The sequence below is a fragment of the Mariprofundus ferrooxydans PV-1 genome, from assembly GCF_000153765.1.
Taxonomy (GTDB): Bacteria; Pseudomonadota; Zetaproteobacteria; order Mariprofundales; family Mariprofundaceae; genus Mariprofundus; species Mariprofundus ferrooxydans.
In genome coordinates this window covers 646,382-662,999 of record NZ_DS022294.1, presented here as the reverse complement: position 1 = coordinate 662,999, position 16,618 = coordinate 646,382, and the positions used below count along the sequence as shown (strand labels likewise).

At 52.7% G+C, this 16,618-nt stretch carries 14 protein-coding genes; 8 read left to right on the top strand and 6 right to left on the bottom strand.

The window, feature by feature from the left end; genetic code table 11:
* The first annotated feature begins 566 nt into the window (after window positions 1-566).
* From SPV1_RS03040 to SPV1_RS03020, 4 genes are all read left to right on the top strand, one after another.
* A complete protein-coding gene (locus SPV1_RS03040; RefSeq protein WP_155806616.1) occupies window positions 567-1,220 on the top strand; it encodes a hypothetical protein in 654 nt (217 codons plus the stop codon).
* Between the two features lie 340 nt (window positions 1,221-1,560).
* Window positions 1,561-3,012: a hypothetical protein gene (locus tag SPV1_RS14470; RefSeq protein WP_009849627.1), complete on the top strand. Its 1,452-nt coding sequence runs from the start codon at window positions 1,561-1,563 to the stop codon at window positions 3,010-3,012.
* 58 nt (window positions 3,013-3,070) lie between these two features.
* Window positions 3,071-3,730, top strand: a complete 660-nt coding sequence (locus SPV1_RS03025) for a hypothetical protein (protein ID WP_040881428.1) — start codon at window positions 3,071-3,073, stop codon at window positions 3,728-3,730.
* On the top strand, window positions 3,712-4,197 hold the full coding sequence (locus tag SPV1_RS03020) for a hypothetical protein (protein ID WP_196795095.1): 486 nt from the start codon (window positions 3,712-3,714) through the stop codon (window positions 4,195-4,197). Before SPV1_RS03025 ends, SPV1_RS03020 begins: the two co-directional genes overlap by 19 nt.
* A gap of 82 nt (window positions 4,198-4,279) precedes the next feature.
* Here SPV1_RS03020 and SPV1_RS03015 read toward each other — a convergent pair whose 3' ends face one another.
* Window positions 4,280-4,588 carry an HU family DNA-binding protein gene (locus SPV1_RS03015; RefSeq protein WP_009849624.1) on the bottom strand — a complete coding sequence of 103 codons (309 nt, stop codon included), beginning with the start codon at window positions 4,586-4,588 and terminating at the stop codon, window positions 4,280-4,282.
* A 131-nt stretch (window positions 4,589-4,719) separates the two neighbouring features.
* On the bottom strand, window positions 4,720-5,373 hold the full coding sequence (locus SPV1_RS03010) for a class I SAM-dependent methyltransferase (protein WP_009849623.1): 654 nt from the start codon (window positions 5,371-5,373) through the stop codon (window positions 4,720-4,722).
* A 265-nt stretch (window positions 5,374-5,638) separates the two neighbouring features.
* Between SPV1_RS03010 and SPV1_RS03005 the strand changes: the two genes are divergently transcribed.
* The 4 genes from SPV1_RS03005 (at window position 5,639) to SPV1_RS02990 (ending at window position 8,340) form a co-directional block, all read left to right on the top strand.
* Window positions 5,639-5,908, top strand: coding sequence for a metal-sensing transcriptional repressor (locus tag SPV1_RS03005; protein WP_009849622.1), 270 nt, complete (start codon window positions 5,639-5,641; stop codon window positions 5,906-5,908).
* A gap of 9 nt (window positions 5,909-5,917) precedes the next feature.
* Complete coding sequence (locus SPV1_RS03000; protein WP_009849621.1) at window positions 5,918-7,039, top strand: nickel/cobalt efflux protein RcnA; 1,122 nt, start codon at window positions 5,918-5,920, stop codon at window positions 7,037-7,039.
* Between the two features lie 135 nt (window positions 7,040-7,174).
* Window positions 7,175-7,891: a sulfite exporter TauE/SafE family protein gene (locus tag SPV1_RS02995; RefSeq protein ID WP_009849620.1), complete on the top strand. Its 717-nt coding sequence runs from the start codon at window positions 7,175-7,177 to the stop codon at window positions 7,889-7,891.
* Between the two features lie 68 nt (window positions 7,892-7,959).
* On the top strand, window positions 7,960-8,340 hold the full coding sequence (locus SPV1_RS02990) for a YkvA family protein (RefSeq protein ID WP_009849619.1): 381 nt from the start codon (window positions 7,960-7,962) through the stop codon (window positions 8,338-8,340).
* 326 nt (window positions 8,341-8,666) lie between these two features.
* Here the strand turns inward: SPV1_RS02990 and SPV1_RS02985 are convergent, their stop codons facing one another.
* The 4 genes from SPV1_RS02985 to SPV1_RS02970 are packed head-to-tail and all read right to left on the bottom strand — an operon-like array spanning window position 8,667 to window position 16,515.
* The gene (locus SPV1_RS02985) at window positions 8,667-11,009 is read right to left on the bottom strand and encodes a heavy metal translocating P-type ATPase (protein ID WP_040881426.1); all 2,343 of its coding nucleotides are present in this window, start codon (window positions 11,007-11,009) and stop codon (window positions 8,667-8,669) included.
* A complete protein-coding gene (locus SPV1_RS02980) occupies window positions 11,002-14,127 on the bottom strand; it encodes an efflux RND transporter permease subunit (protein ID WP_040881425.1) in 3,126 nt (1,041 codons plus the stop codon). The genes SPV1_RS02985 and SPV1_RS02980 overlap by 8 nt, the downstream gene beginning before the upstream one ends.
* Window positions 14,128-14,137: 10 nt before the next feature.
* Window positions 14,138-15,277: an efflux RND transporter periplasmic adaptor subunit gene (locus SPV1_RS02975; protein ID WP_231288259.1), complete on the bottom strand. Its 1,140-nt coding sequence runs from the start codon at window positions 15,275-15,277 to the stop codon at window positions 14,138-14,140.
* An 11-nt stretch (window positions 15,278-15,288) separates the two neighbouring features.
* Window positions 15,289-16,515, bottom strand: a complete 1,227-nt coding sequence (locus SPV1_RS02970; RefSeq protein ID WP_196795094.1) for a TolC family protein — start codon at window positions 16,513-16,515, stop codon at window positions 15,289-15,291.
* Between the last annotated feature and the right edge of the window lie 103 nt (window positions 16,516-16,618).

Genomic DNA, 16,618 nt, shown 5'->3' with positions numbered 1-16,618 from the left:
TTTGTTCCTGCGGAGGGAGACAGGAGGTTGAGATGGACTGCCAAATATTTTTGGTATCAGTACTGATGTTGACGAGTCTTCCGTAACAGGTGTGAAAAAACGACAAAACCAAGCAACAGTCGAAGTGGCTGGGATAGATGCATCGAGCATCATTCAACGACGCTCTACGAGCTTCGGTATACTATCTATCTTACTAATCTTGCAAATCGCAAGATGACGTCCGTTCCTGTCTAACTGCACGCTGTGCAGGACAAACCCTAATTCCCACGCACGGGAGCGCCGCTACCATTTATTCCCGGAATTGGGGAGGAAACGGCCTATTTTCCTCGATATAAAGCCAATTCCTGCTTGGTATAACATTTGCTTTTCCTGTGGTGCAGATAGTGATAATCATTATCATAAACCAGGAGGATTTACTCATGTATTATTCAAGATCACTTTACAGTTTGATTGCATTTCTCGTCGTAATATCGATGTTCCCTTTCTGTGCACGAGCCGGGGACGGCGCTAACTTCGTATTATACACCCACCATACCCCTGAGGCCGGAGAAAGGGAGCTTATGCTCATGAATGATATCGCACAGAACCCGGACGGCAAGCGTTATGCGGCGCAGATGGTGGAATTAGAACTCGGCATCACCGACCGGCTCGCCACCGCATTCATGGTCGAGGGGCAGAAGACCGGTGCAAACGCCTATCGCTTCACCGGCTTCAGGTGGGAGAATCGGTATCGGCTTTTCGACTACGGCACATTTCTCAATCCGGTGATTTATCTGGAGTATGAGGATCTTTCGTCGGACACCCGCTATGTGATGGAGATGTCCGGCCGCGAGGATGCGACGCCACGGGTCAAGGCCAGACCGCGCGAAAGGGTGTTCGAAAGCCGCCTGATCTTGGGCGGCGAGTTGGTCGATGGCTTGGACCTCTCCTTCAACTGGCTGAACGAAAGCGATCTCGATACCGGTGTGACGGCGTTCGGATACGCACTCGGCTTGAATTACAGGTTCGATCCGCGGGTGATGTTCGGGCTCGAACTGTTCGGCGGTACCGGTGACAGCGACAAGGGATTCACGCTCGATCCCAGCGTCACCCAGCACTATCTGGCACCTAATATAATGCTGGATGTTGGCAATGATATTTCGGTGAAGTTCGGCGGCGCAATAGGCCTCACCAATGTCAGTCAGGATATAGTCCGTCTGGCGCTGGGGTACGAATTCTAGCGCGTGCCTGCTAGTCCGGAGCCTAAATAAATTCCCGTTTCCATGGTGCCACCATCTGCTGCCTTAGTTTTTCCCCGGCTCCGGCAGCCGACTACAGGGCAACCGAAAATGTGCTCCCGCATCTCCCGTTTTCAGGAATGGCTATTCGTCAGATTCTCGAATATGGGAATGGCCGGATGCCGCCGTGTCGGAAATTATCATCATAACATGCTGTTATCTATAAAAAAAACAGGTCTTTCATGTTTTTTCGCAAGTGGTTTTAGAGCTGGCAGCAAACTTTCTCTTTAAACGTTGTTCGCTCTTTTTGTGCGAGTAGATAAAACAATGGAGGGTATTATCAATGAAAAAAATAATGATGACTACGGTCGTCGGCGCTTTCACCCTTGTGGGTTCGCTCGCATTCTTTGCGAAAGATGCTGATGCCATCCCCGTATTTGCACGTAAATACGGCCTGTCCTGCAATTCTTGCCATACGATGTTCCCCAAACTGAGCAAGATGGGTGTTGCCTTCCGTGAGCGCGGCTTCCGCTTTGCGGAGGGGAAAGAAGACTTGGATATGCAGGGTGGCCCGGGCAAGAATGTGGATACAGGAGCTGAATCTCCGGCGGCGGTATTCGCCAGCAACTTCCCGTTCACCGTACGTTCGCAGATTCTGTTCTCCGGTGCCGGGCCAATAACAGATGCAGCCGGTCAGCCTGTTATGCCAGGGCACCGCTTCGGTATGCTGGATCAGGCGACCCGCTTCACCAAAGGCGTTCAGAATGGCCTCCAGGCTGGTGAATGGTCGACCAATAACAAAGTGGGCTTTGGTGAGTTAGGCTTGATTTCATCTGGGTCGTATGACAACGCTTTCTGGTGGATGGATGCCAACCAGAATGGCATCGGCATGCTGGAGGGGGGCTACTACGTCAATGATCTGTTCAAAGTGCGTGTTGGACGTGTGCAGAATGATGTCGGCTACGGCATGACAATGATGTCCCGTCGTCCACTCGGGTTCGGTGCTGTAGATGCGGCCCAGATGGCTGGCGGCACCATGTTGATGATGGGTGAAGGCATCAGTATTCACGGCACAACCAATGGCGATTCCGGCGTAGGTACATTGTATAATTTTTCGGCCTTCACCTATGGTAAAAACGGTACTACCGATGCTCTGGGCAACGCCATTAATGCTAAAGTGGCAGGTAAGCGGGGATCCGCTTATTACGGGCGTGTCGCACAGGAGATCATGGATAACCACATCATCGGCGTCTATGGCTACAAGGCGAAGAATTGGGTAAGTGATACCATGGGCGGAGACGCTGCGATGTATATGGCTATGGGCACGTTGGATCCTGTTACAGGTCTGGCCAGTGCGAATTCCATGCAGTTCACAGATGTTACCCGTTATGGCATGGACTTTGCGATTAACTATGGCGAGCCAATGCAGCTGTATGGCGCATTCACATTCGGTAGCAATACAAGTGCGGCAACTGGCCAGAAGTTAGATGTGCGCGGCTTTACTGTTGCCAGTGAGTGGCTGGTTAAAGACGGAATAATGCTCGGCGCCAAGTGGGACTATAGCCGGGCCGAGTTGCAGGCCAATGCGCTGACTTCGGTCACGCCAAAAGCAACCCAGAATTTCACTGTATATGGTTTGTATCAGGTGGCCCAGAACGTACAAGGATTTCTAACCTATACGAACAGCAAAAACCTGGTGACCTCGATGGGGATGAATATGATGGCAGGATCAACCATTGTCAGACAGCAAAGCACCCTGAATACAATCATCGCCGGTATTGATTTGGCACTATAGAACAAGAAGGGGGAGGGCTTTATGTCCTCCCCTATTATTAACATTCAAGGGGATGGGAATGAATGGTTTAAGAGAATCCATGCAGCATGTGCATCATGGTCTGGGCATGGCTGTGCTGGCGCTGATTATGGGCACGTTATGGGCGGCTTACATTGCCACCCATCATGAGCAGCTGCATGGCGCTTTTGAAGCACAGGAAGCCAGCATCAAAACAGTTGAAGTGCAGCACCACATGCAGGAGCTGGATATGGATCACACTCATGCGGAAAGTGCGAGCCCACATGCCCACTCTGCCACATCGGATAGTCACAACGAATTATCGCATGCGTCTGATGCTCATCAGCACAGCCATTCCGGTAGTCTGGCCATGGATGCGATGCAGCGGCTGCTGCGCGGTCATATTCACTTCATGGGGGTGGGTATCATGGCCATCGTCATGCTCATACTGGTGGCCTCTACGGCTCTGAAATCATGTTGGCAAAAAGTATTCGGTTGGACCTTCGGTCTGGGTGCATTGATGTATCCACCTGCCTGGATTCTGATGGGCTTTCGCACCGTGGAGTTGGGGCCACAGGCTGCTGAAGAAAGTGTGCTGTGGCTGTTTGGCCCGGCAGTTGCTCTCTTGCTAGGCTCACTTATTGCGTTGTTTGCTGTGATGGCCGTAGAGTGCATAGGTCTTAAAAAAAGGAGATTGTTTTCATGGGCATTCGATCAATGATCTATGCTATGCTGTTAAGCGCGGCTGTATTACTAACAGGTTGTGCCGTGCTGACCGAAGAATCGGTGAAAACAGCTCAGCCATCGAGCGCGACAACACTGCATATGGATCACAAGAAGGATTTCTTTGCCGCACGCAAAGGTATCCGCGATGGCTACGAAATCATTTTTCATATCATGCCGGCACCGGAAGGACTGGGGTATAGCCGTAAAAATTATCACCTGATGGTAAGCATCCTTCAGGACAGCAAACCGCTCACGAACCTGACGGTTTATTCCGACGTAAAACACCCCGATGGTAGTTATGAACCACGCTTACCCATGATGCGGATGGGAGACTGGTATATGACTCAGTATAATCTCAGTCACGAACCGGGCCGGCACTTTATCACAATTGCGTTCGATGTATCAGGTAAGCATTATGTATCCAGTATTCAATATCCTGAATTTTTTATCTCTTCCCCCTGAAGTTGGACCAGCAGGCGCTGGAACAGAACATGTCCTGAGTGTTGCCAAGTTTACATTCATGTATGTCGATGTCCCTGATTTGTTACAAAACTGAAAATCCTTGCGTGCGTACCCGCCCTTGCTTAACTGCGTCTTTCAGTGCTTTGCTAGGCTTGAATATTGGTGCATTAGATGCAGCTACTTCAATGGTTTCACCAGTGCGTGGGTTACGTGCTGTACGTGCGGCACGAGCAATCACAGAAAATCTACCAAACCCTACAAGGCTAACTGTTCCGCCATCGCTCAGCACATTGATAATGCCGCCAATGGCCGCTTCAACAGCATCGCCTGCTGCTGATTTGCTAAGGCCTGCTGATGAAGCCACGTGATTAATCAAATTTGTTTTATTCATGTGTTCCCCCAATGCTTTCTATGAGATACGAACTATACGTAGGCATCCCCATTACCTGTCAATAAATTGCTAGTGTTGGATTATGTGGAAGTGTGATGTTTTTCGACAAGCAGTTGAACTGCTAAGCTGACTTAATCGGTCCGATGTTCTGAGTGGGGTAACTTGTCGAGCAATGTTTTTTTGTAAAGCGCGTAGATATAAGGGCGTTGGTCTCCAAACGGGTTGATGAATGTGTAGGCTTCATGTTTGACGAGTTCAAATCCTGCGCCCATGCGTTCTGACATTTCTTCGACGGAGTAGCGATGCAGTTCGAGACCTGCGCACTTAGGCGCACCCGTGGTCGAGAACTCTGCCAGCAATGCGTATCCTCCAGGGCGTATCGCTGAATGTAAGTTGGAGAAATACCCCTGAATGTCTGCTTCTTCGAGCAGGAAGTGAAGAACGGCTCGATCAATCCAGATGTCGGACTGAGGAGTGTTATCAGGCAGAGGCTTGGAGATGTCATGGTGAAGCCATGTCAATCTGTCATGCACTCCTATTCTATTTCGCAGCTTATTCAGGGCTTCGTCGCTAATATCATTCAGTATGAGCTTATGCTCCCTGTCCAGAAGTTCATCGACAAGCATGGATGTTCCTGCACCGGCGAGGAAAACCGCAGAGATTTCGCGCTGCGGAATCAGGTCGAGAAATTTTACCGTCTGCGAGGCATCGCTTTCATACCAACCGAGTTCGGGGTCGGTCTTGGTGGAGAATATCTTGTTCCAATGTTGATTCGGCGAAGTCATATATCCCTCTACTAAATGTACATATCCGATTTTGACGTGTTCGGATGAATGCATTAATGACCGCATTTTCAAGCTGTAATAAACACTTCTGCATACCCTAAACTGGGAACCCACGCTGCGACAGTCTGCTACCAGTGTAATCGTCACACAATACCTGATTGTCATTAGTGCTTGAACAATTGTTTCTGTCGAAACCGCCAATTGACGGTTGTTGATGCGCTTATTAACCTATCCCCCAGTATAGGATGAAGCCGAGGATATAGACATGACAACACATACATCTCACCCCGAAATCATCAAACGGCTCAAACGGGCCGAGGGCCACCTTAAAGGTGTTATTGCCATGATTGAGGATGGGCGTGGCTGTCTGGATATTGCTCAACAATTGCAAGCTGTCGAAAGTGCCATCAATAAGGCCAAGAAAACCCTGGTGCATGATCACATCGACCATTGCCTTGAGCATGCAGTGCGAGAAGGCACGCAGAGTGCGGATAACACCATACAAGAGTTCAAAGCCATTACCAAATACCTGTGAGGACATCGCATGACTGATTTTGCCACGCTGTTACAGCAGGGGGCAGGCAATGCCTGGTTGTTTATCCCCAGCGCAATCCTGCTGGGTGCCCTGCATGGTCTGGAGCCGGGGCATTCCAAGACCATGATGGCCGCATTCATCGTTGCGATACGCGGTACGCGGACACAGGCAATCCTGCTGGGTTTGTCTGCCACAATTTCTCATACATCCGTAGTGTGGATCATCGCACTTGGCGGCATGTATTTCGGACAACAATGGAATGCGGAAACCAGCGAGCCTTACCTGCAAGTCGCTTCCGCCGTGCTAATCGTTGGCGTTGCTGCATGGATGATATGGCGAACATGGCAGCAGCAGTTCGCTGAAGATGATCACGAACACGAACATAACCACGACCATCATGATGAACCCAGGCTGATCGACACCGGCCATGGCATCGTGCGCCTGACAGTGTTCGAAGATGGCGTTCCGCCGCGCTTCCGGTTATATCCCGAGAAGGGCGACCAGATATGGACAGCCGATCAGGTGACCATTGAGACAGAGCGAGCGGACGGCAGCTTCCAATCGTTTGCCTTCGTTCAGCAGGATGGCTTCATGGAGTCGGCTCAGGAGATCCCCGAGCCGCATGAGTTTATTGCCCGCCTGCGCTTAGGGCATGATCACCATGGCCACGATTATGATGTTGAATTCGTCGAGCACGACCACCATCACCACGCTATCAAGGATTATGAAGGGCTGGATGTGATAGCGCCTGGCTACCAGGATCCGCACGAACTGGCTCATGCCAACGACATCCGCCACCGCTTTGCCAATCGGGAAGTAACAACCGGGCAGATCGTGATGTTCGGCCTCACGGGCGGACTCATTCCCTGTCCGGCCTCCATCACCGTGCTGCTGCTGTGCTTGCAATTAAAGCAGATCGCGCTCGGCGCAACGCTGGTTTTGAGTTTCAGCGTCGGCCTGGCGCTCACTCTGGTGACATCCGGCTTGCTTGCAGCCCTGAGCGTCAAACAGGTATCCAGTCGTTGGAGTGGATTCGGTGAATTCGCCCGCAAAGCACCGTATTTTTCCGGGGGCTTGATTCTGCTTGTCGGTTTATACATCGGCTACCAAGGTTTACGCGCCTTGGTTTGACTGTTATATACCGAATCGAAACCTTGTTCATGCGTTGGTGTTTGTTTACTTGATCTGGCAATTATCATGTTCGGCCCAAGATATGCCTGACAAGTCACTTCATATACTACATTTCTAGCTAAAAAGGATGGACAGTTGTTAGATTCTTTTGTTCTCTTTATAGGGGCATTTGTCGCCGCTGCAATTTCAGGTGCGGCAGGTTTTGGCGGCGCTCTATTACTTATGCCTCTACTGGTAATAAAAGTAGGGGCGGCTCAGGCAGTTCCATTATTAACCATTGCTCAACTTGTAGGCAACCTCTCAAGGGCTGGCTTTGGCTTCAATCAAATTCACTGGAAACCGGTCGGACTGTTTTTGGTGACAGCTATTCCGTTCAGTGTTTTGGGGGCACTATCATTCGTAGAGCTTCCGAATGAATCGGCTGCACGCATCATTGGAGCAGTCATCTTGATATTCGTTGCATTAAAATATTTCAATTTATTAAACCTCACGGGCAGTCCTTTATTATTGATTATTGGCGGAAGCATAGCCGGATTCCTGTCCGGACTGGTTGGCAGTGCAGGCCCGCTTGCCGCAGCTATTTTTCTTTCGCTCGGATTACCACCAGTTTCGTACATTGCCAGCGAAGCGATGACAGCGATTGCGATGCATAGTACAAAGATGCTTGTTTATCAACATTTCGTTGTCTTGGACAAATCTTTCTGGTTTCTTGCTGGACTAATGAGTGCTGCGATGATTATTGGAACGTGGACAGCGAAGCGAATTGTAGAGCGCTTATCGCGCGATAAGTTTCAACGGTTTGTGTCCATATCGTTAGTTGCCATTGCTACCTATATGCTGGTACATGGGTAGAAGCAACCATTTGATCACCAAACCAAGGGCTCGATGAGCCAGGGAAGGTGACTGGAGTTAAAATTTTTATGATGTTGAAACAACTAAAAAATTGGGCAAAATCAATCGAGCGCGACATCATGGCGCTTTACCTAGCAGCGCGGGACTCGCGGGTGCCGTGGTATGCAAAAGCATTAGCTGCATTCGTTGCAGCTTATGCGCTAAGTCCAATTGATTTAATTCCTGATTTTATTCCTGTGATCGGGTATCTCGATGACCTGATAATTGTTCCGTTAGGAATCATGTTGGTGATTCGAATGATTCCAGCAGGCGTTATGAATGACTTGCGCAAACGTGGTGATGAAATGTTAACTGAACGACCCCGAAGTATTATTGGAGCGGTGTTTGTTGTTTTAATTTGGCTCGTTTGCCTTACTTGGGCAGGCTGGATAATATGGAAGAAGGGCTAACCACCCTCAGCGCTTCGATGCCACTCCGGATGGTGGTGTATCTGTCGGCCACTCCGGTACAGGTGTGCCCCGATATAGCGTTCAACACTTATCTTTGTCGGCATCAGGCAAACTTCTGGATTTTTGCATGGTGCCACCCTGCAAGCGGCGATAAACCGAACATCAATGTACAGACAACAAGATAAAGCTTCTTCACTCTTCCTTAAGTTTTTTTTGATGGCTGAAAACGGATATAGTCGGGGTAAAACAAACAGGGTCGGCAGGGTGGAAGATACCAGTCCATCTACGATAACGGTGGCCAGTCGACGTTGGCTTTCCGTAGCAAATCATCGGATATCAACGGCTGCATGCTTGATTCGCAGCAGGCGCAGGCCGTTGGCAATAACGATAAGGCTGGCGCCCATATCTGCAAATACGGCCATCCATAGCGTAGCATGACCCGTCAGGGCGAGCGCTAGAAACACAGCTTTAATCAGCAGAGAAAGAAAGATGTTCTGGCGAATGATTGCCAGGGTGGCGCGCGACAGACGTATGGCAAGAGGCAGCTTGGTCAGGTCATCGCTCATGAGGATCACATCAGCGGTTTCCAGTGCCGCATCGCTGCCCGCCGCCCCCATGGCAATCCCCGTCGTGGCTGCGGCCATGGCCGGGGCATCATTGACGCCGTCACCCACCATGCCAACCTTGTGATGTTGCTCGACGAGTTTCTTCACTGCCGCGACCTTATCGACCGGCATCAGCTCTGCCTGAATGTCGTCAAGGCCCAGGTCGCGGGCAATAGTCTGAGCGGTGCGCCGGTTATCCCCGGTAAGCATGGTGATCTGCCGGATCCCCAGGCTTCGCAACGCCTCGATTGTGGCTCGTGCTTCGGGCCTCAGGTTGTCAGCAACGGCAATGAGTCCCATAACGTGTTTGCTGTTACCCAGAATCATCACGGTTTTGCCTGCCGCTTCATGCCGCTTCAGTACGGCCTCCACCTCGGGCGTGCACAACCCGCGCTCCTCGAATAAGCGGTGGTTACCCAGCAGAAAGTCTTGCCCTTGCACCCGCCCCTGAACGCCGAGCCCGGTCAGAGCCTTAAATTCGCTGACCTGTTCGGATTCGATACCGCAAGCGCTTGCATAATCGCGGATAGCTTGAGCCAGAGGATGTTCTGAGCGCGCCTCCAGACTGGCTGCGATGCGGATCAATTCATCCTTGGGTGTCTCGTTAAGCGGTTCAATATCCTGTACACGGGGCAGCCCTTCAGTGAGCGTTCCGGTCTTGTCCAGAGCAAGCGCCTTGATATGCCCGGCATTCTCCAGATGCGCACCGCCTTTGATCAGGATGCCATCGCGCGCGCCGCGCGCCAATCCGGAAACAATAGCCACCGGCGTGGAAATAACCAGCGCGCAGGGGCAGGCAATGACCAGCAGCACCAGTGCCCGGTAAAACCACTCGCCAAAGCTCTGTCCCATCAATAAAGCCGGGAGCACGGCGATCAGTACCGCCAGAACCAGCACTGCCGGGGTGTAAATGCGCGCGAAGCGATCGATGAAGCTTTGAGATGGTGCGCGCGCCGCCTGCGCCTCCTCAATCAGGTGGATGATATGGGCGAGGGTGGTATCGCTCGCCTTGTGGGTGACTCGCACATCAAGACTACCCTGACTGTTGATGGAACCGGCATAGACAATGTCGCCCGATTCCTTGTCCACAGGCACCGACTCGCCGGTGATGGGCGCCTGATTCACGGCGGAGCTGCCGTCGATGATTTCACCGTCCAAAGGTACTTTTTCACCCGGACGCAGGCGGAAAACATCGCCCTCCTTTATTTCATCGACCGATACGCTTAGCTCTTTGCCCTCCCGTATTAACCGGGCCGTTGGTGGCGCTAAATCCATCAACGTACGCACGGCGCTTCTGGCCCGATCCATTGCGCGACCTTCCAGCATTTGAGCCAGAGCAAACAGGAATACCACCATGGCGCCCTCATCCCAGGCGCCAATGCCCATAGCCCCGATGACTGCCACCATCATCAGGAAATTCATATCCAGAGAACGGTGACGGGCGGCGGCCAGACCCTTGCGGGCGATGAACCAGCCGCCGCTGGCGATAGCGAGACTGTACGCCGTGATTTCCCAGACATTTCCAGCATCCATGAAGTGCAACAGGAGGCCCACGCCCGTAAGTATGCCGGCCGTGCCGGTGGAAATTTCGCGGCCGTAACGGCTCCAGCGGCCTTCAGTCGGCTGCGCTGCCCCAAAGGGGGCGGCCGAAAGACCTGCATTTTCCAACACCCTGATAATCCCGGAGAGAGGTAAAATATTCGGATCATGGATGACACGCAGGCGCTGGCTCATCAGATTGACATCAAAGCGCTCCAGTCCGGGTATCCCCGTCAACACTTTTTCAACCAGCACTTTCTCTTCGGAGCAATCCATACCCTTAACCTGAAGCACGGAGGTCACCCGTTTTTCCCCATCCTCCTCAACACTGTAGCCGAGTGAACATATTGCCTTGCGCATGCGTTGCATTGATTCCTCAGAGTTTACCTCTGCACTCAGCGTTTCACCGATGAAATTCACGCGTACATTGGCCACTCCCGGTAACCGCACCACCGCTTTTTCGATCCTGGCGGCACAGTCAGGGCAATCCATACCTTGAATACGGAGACTTGATCGTTCATTCATTGAGTTTTCTCCGGCTAAATCGTTCATACAGGCACGGTAAAACAAACAGCGTCAGCAGGGTGGAAGAAACAAGGCCGCCCACAACCACAGTTGCCAGTGGCTTCTGAATTTCCGAACCGATACCTGTCGCCAGAAGCAAGGGAATCAGGCCAAGTGCCGCAATCATGGCGGTCATCAATACAGGCCTCAAACGGCTCTCTGCGCCATGACGAACAGCGTCATTCAGATCATGCTCATCCAGGTGCCGGTTGATCGCATCGACTAGCACAACGCCATTGAGCACGGCCAGGCCGAACAGGGCGATAAAGCCGATGCTGGATGGCACGGAGAGATATTGGCCCGAGATAAACAGCGCCAGAATCCCGCCAATCAGCGCCATCGGTACATTGAGCATGATTAGCGTCGCCTGACCCAACGAATGGAACATGAAATAAAGCAGCAGGAAGATCATCAGCAACGATAACGGCACCACAATCATCAATCTGGCCTGTGCCCGTTGCTGGTTCTCAAATTGACCACCAAACACCACGGTATAACCCGGCGGCAGTTTGATCTCGTTTTGAATACGCTTATCCAGTTCGGCCACCAGAGAGCCCATATCGCGACCTTCCACATTGCTCTGGATCACGACGCGCCGCTGCACGTCATCGCGCCTGATCATCGGCGGCCCCTGTTCCACGCCAATCGAGGCCACATCCTGAAGCCGAACCCATGCGCCATCCGGCGCTTGCAGAATCAGATTCCCGATCACCTCGCTGTTGTCGCGATACGTCTTGGCCAGCCGTACATAGATATTATAGCGCTCATTACCCTGAATCACTTGTCCGGCAGATACTCCGCCAATGGCATCAGCAACCAGTGTCATCACATCATCCACCGGGATGCCGTAACGATCGAGTTTGGCGCGATCAGGGCGGATCACCAGTTGCGCCTCGCCCTCGATCTGTTCCATCGCCACATCACGCGTGCCTTCAACACTTCTGGTCAAGGTTTCGATCTCTTTGCCCTTTTCCGCCAGAATCTTCAGATCCGGGCCGAACAATTTAATCGCCAGCGCCGCCTTGACGCCCGATATCAGTTCATCCACCCGCATGGCAATCGGCTGAGTGAACGAGATCAGGATGCCCGGCATCACTTGCATCTTTTCGTACATCAGCTTTTGCAGTTGCATCCGGTTGCTCGCGCTGGTCCATTCAGAGGCCGGCTTCAGTCCAACGAATATTTCCACATTGGAGACCGGTTCGGGGTCGCCACCGATTTCCGCACGCCCTGTTCGGGCTGAGACGTAGGTGATTTCAGGGAAGTTTTGCATCAGTGTCTGCTCAAGCTCTTGGCCCACGCCCTTGGCATACTCAAGGGAAGAAGATGGCGCCAGCGTTACGCGAATGGTTAGCGTTCCTTCTTCCAGTTCCGGTACAAACTCAGTGCCGAGAAACGGCACGATGCAAAGGGTCAGCACAAATGCCAGTGCCGCCCCGCCCACCACGGTCTTGCGCGCATTCAGGGCTTTATCCAGTAACCAGTGATAGGCGCGGGCAATCGGCGCCAGCACAGGACTTTCCCTGTGCACCACGCCTTTGGTAAACACATAGGTTGCCAGCACAGGCATTACAAAGACCGCCGCCAGCAGGGATGCGAACATGGCAAAGCAGATAGACAGCGCCATCGGCGTAAACATCTTCCCCTCCACGCCTTCGAGAGAAAACAGCGGAGTGAATACCAGCAGGATGATGAGCACGGCAAACAGCACCGGGCGCGCCACCTCTTTTGCCGCCTCGGTGATACGCAGCGCAATGCCGTGATCTCCTGCCGGCGTTTTCTCCAGGTGTTTGAAGATATTCTCGACCATGACCACGGAGCCATCCACCATCATACCGATGGCAATGGCCAGTCCGCCCAAGCTCATCAAATTGGCCGATATGCCGTAATATTGCATCACAGCCAGCGCCGCCAGAACCGAGATCGGCACCGATAGCAGCACCAGTGTGGCTGCCCGCAGATTCATCAGAAACAGAAACAGCACGATAATGATCAGTACAAATGCTTCCAGCAGTGCTTTTTCCACCGTCCACACGGCCTTGTTAATCAGCTCGGACTGATCGTAAAACGGCTGAATGGTCACGCCCCTGGGTAGCGCCTTCTGTACTATTTTCAGCCGCGCTTTTACGTCATCAATGGTATGTTTAGTATTGGCACCAAAGCGTTTGAGCACGATGCCGACAACAACCTCGCCGAGTGATTTGACACCCCCGTCGTCTGCACGCTCGGTCATCGTGACCGCGCCCTGACGAATCTCGCCGCCAAACGCCACACTTGCGACATCGCGCACACGGACCGATACGCCGTTCACTGTTTTGACCGGGATAGCTGCAATCGCTTTTAAGCCATCTTCCCCACTGGGAATCCAGCCGACGCCGCGAATCACCAGTTGCTCGTCACCCTGGGGCAGATACCAGCCTCCGGCATTACGATTATTGGCTTCAATGGCTTTGGCTACGTCATTTGGATGCAGTTTATAGGAAAGCAGTTGTTCCGGATTGAGTTGTACCTGATATTGGCGCACCTCGCCGCCATAGGAGAGAATATCGGTTACGCCCTCAACCGGCATCAGCATCAGCTTCACCACCCAGTCGTTCAGCGCCCTGAGTGTCAGTGCATCGAACTCTGCTGCCGGATCGGACTTGATAATATACTGGAATACCTGCCCGAGACCGGAGGTATTAGGCCCGATTTTGGGCGTACCGGCCCATGCCGGGACGTTTTGACGCGCATCCTGCAGCTTTTGAAATACCAGTTGGCGGGCAAAATAGATGTCCGTCCCTTCCTTGAACACCACGGTAATTGCGGAAAGCCCTGTCTTGGAGATCGAACGTACCTCCTCCACATCCGGCAGTGCATACATGACTGCCTCAATCGGGTAGGTGATCAGTTGCTCCACCTCTTCCGAGGCCATCCCCTGGGCTTCAGTATTAATCGTCACCTGCACATTGGTGACATCGGGAAAGGCATCCAGATTCAACTTGGGCACGATGAACAGCGCATAAGCCATCGAGCCCAGTAGTAGCAACAGAACCAGCAGGCGATTATTGACAGCCGCATCAATTAATTTTGAAAACATATTGGTAGCCTCAATCTGCTTCAAAGCTGGACTTGGCCAGCTCTGAAGCAAGAACAAAAGCACCCTTGACGACCACGGATTCCCCTGTCTTTACACCCTCGATAACAGGCATAAGCCCCATATTGGCCTTGCCGACACGGACCTCCCTGCGTTCAAAACGTCCGGATCCTTTTTCAATAAAGACAACCAGTTTACCCCCCAGTCGTTGAACGGCCTCTACCGGCAACAGCAGCATTTTTTTTCCGCTGCCAGCGTTAATTTCCACCTGCACAAACATGCCCGGCTGCAAGCTGTCGTCGGGGTTTTTCACTTCCAGACGTACCCCCCCGGTGCGGGTTATCGGGTCCAGTTGGTGATGTATATTGGCTACCTTGCCATAAAAGATATCTGCATGGGTTTTGCTGCGGATGATGGCCGCTTGCCCCGCACGAATATCGAACAGTTGTGATTCAGGTACTTTGGCTTCCACCCATACCGTTGTTTCATCCACAACTGTCATCAATAATGTGCCGGCGGCTACCTGCTGGCCGATACGAAAGTCATCCTGAATGACGGTGCCGGCGATAGGAGCATGCAGCGTCAGTGCGCCGTAGTCCGTCTGTTTTTGCAATGCCGCAATATCCTGTTGGCGTAAACCATAGGAGGCCAGTGAGGCCCGGGAGGCGGCCAGTGATACCTGTGCCGACTGGAAGGTCGTTTCCACCTGCTGCAGACGCGATTGCGATACGATTTTTTGTTTGGCCAGTGCCTTGATACGTATCCATTCCTGCCTGCTTTTCCGATGCTCGGCCTGAGCTTGCAGAAACACAGCCTCTGCCTGCGCCAGAGCAGAGCTGGTCAATGTCACAAGCTTCTTCCCCTTGCTTACCTGATCTCCCAGACGCACATGGCGCTGACTGACAACGGCATCAACCAGGCTGGTAACATCGGCCAGATGATAGCCATTAAAGCGCACGGTACCCGGAGCCTGAATGGTTTTCGGCAGGGGCTTTAGCGCAGCTATTTCTACTTTCAACCCGATCTGTCGCATTTGTTGCGGGCTTAACGTGACGCTGGAAGTCTGTGTTTGAGCCTCACCCTGATCGCCTTGTTCCGCCGTCGTTGCAGTTGCAGGACAGAGTAGCAGTGCAAGTGTTAATATAAAGTTCATCGGTGTCTTCATTATTTGCTTCCTTGTAGGATATATTCCGGGTGACCGAGCACTTCGGCGAGCCCGATGCGGGCCAGCCATGCCTGTTGCATGATTTCCACCACGGTCAAGCGGGCGTCCAGGCTTTGACGGATATGTACGACCAGTTCTTCCAGATCCAGCTCCCCGGCATCGTAGGCCTGACGAGCCAGCGTCAGCGTGCTTCTCGCTGCTTCATCGGCATTCGTCATGCCGGCCAGCGCCTGCATGGCTTCATGATGGTTTGTCAATGCGGCCTTGACGGACATTCGTAGTTGCTGCTCTGCCCATGCCAGCCCTGTTTTGACCTGATCTGCCCGCGCCAGAGCTGCCCGATATGCTCCTTTGTGATTGTTAAATACAGGGAAGGGTACGCTGACACCCAACTTGACTAATTGGTCGCCGGCCTCCCGTCCGGACATGGCGCTGATAGTGATATCCGGAATTTGCTGGGCTCCGGCCAGTTCGGCCTGTGCATTCGAGACGACCCGTTGCGCTCGCATCGATGCCAGATCCGGACGGGATGCTAACGCCACCTCGTATGCATCAGGTGGCGCCTGCCAGTCGGTAGCAAGCTGTGGCAACACAAGCTCTGATGACGACTGCGCCTGCCCCAGAGCGGATGCATAAGTCATGCGGGCTTGCGTCAGCGCCTGTTGCGCCACAACCGCTGCATTCAGGGCTGCGGTATAGGCTGAACTGGCCAGGTTCGCATCCAGTTGGCTGGATTCCCCGACGACAAGTTGTTGTTTGACTGCCTGACTGACCTGATGCAGCACATCCCGCTGCTGCTGACGCAATAGTAAGGTTTTTTGGGCATAATACAGGTCGACAAATGCACGGGCTGCTTCGGTTTGCAAACGCAGGTACGTTGCTTTCGCGCGCTGACCCACGGCATCGACATTTGCCTGTGCACTTTGTTGCCGGTAACCCTGTTTGCCGCCCAACTCAACGCCTTGCGACAGGGTGATGTAATAATCATTGCTGGTGCCGCCGCCATTGCGTTTGCGGCGTTGTGGCTCCAGTGACAGCTGTGGATTATAGGCATAGGCGCTTTGCTCGGTCAGATCAGCGCGTGCTGCCTCAAGCGCTTGCTCGGCCATGCGCAGTTGCGGGTGTTTGCCGCTAGCTATATCCATAGCCTGTTGGAGCGTGGTTGCCATGGCTGCCCATGGGTACAGGCATGCCAGCATGCCTGAGATGATGAACGTTGTACGCACAGTTTCCCCCTGTGATATGTATTGCAAAACGGGGATGCTGAAACACTGGGCACAAGGCATCGGACGAGCGCGCAGATGCGCCCCCCGGATGCTTCACTCAGGA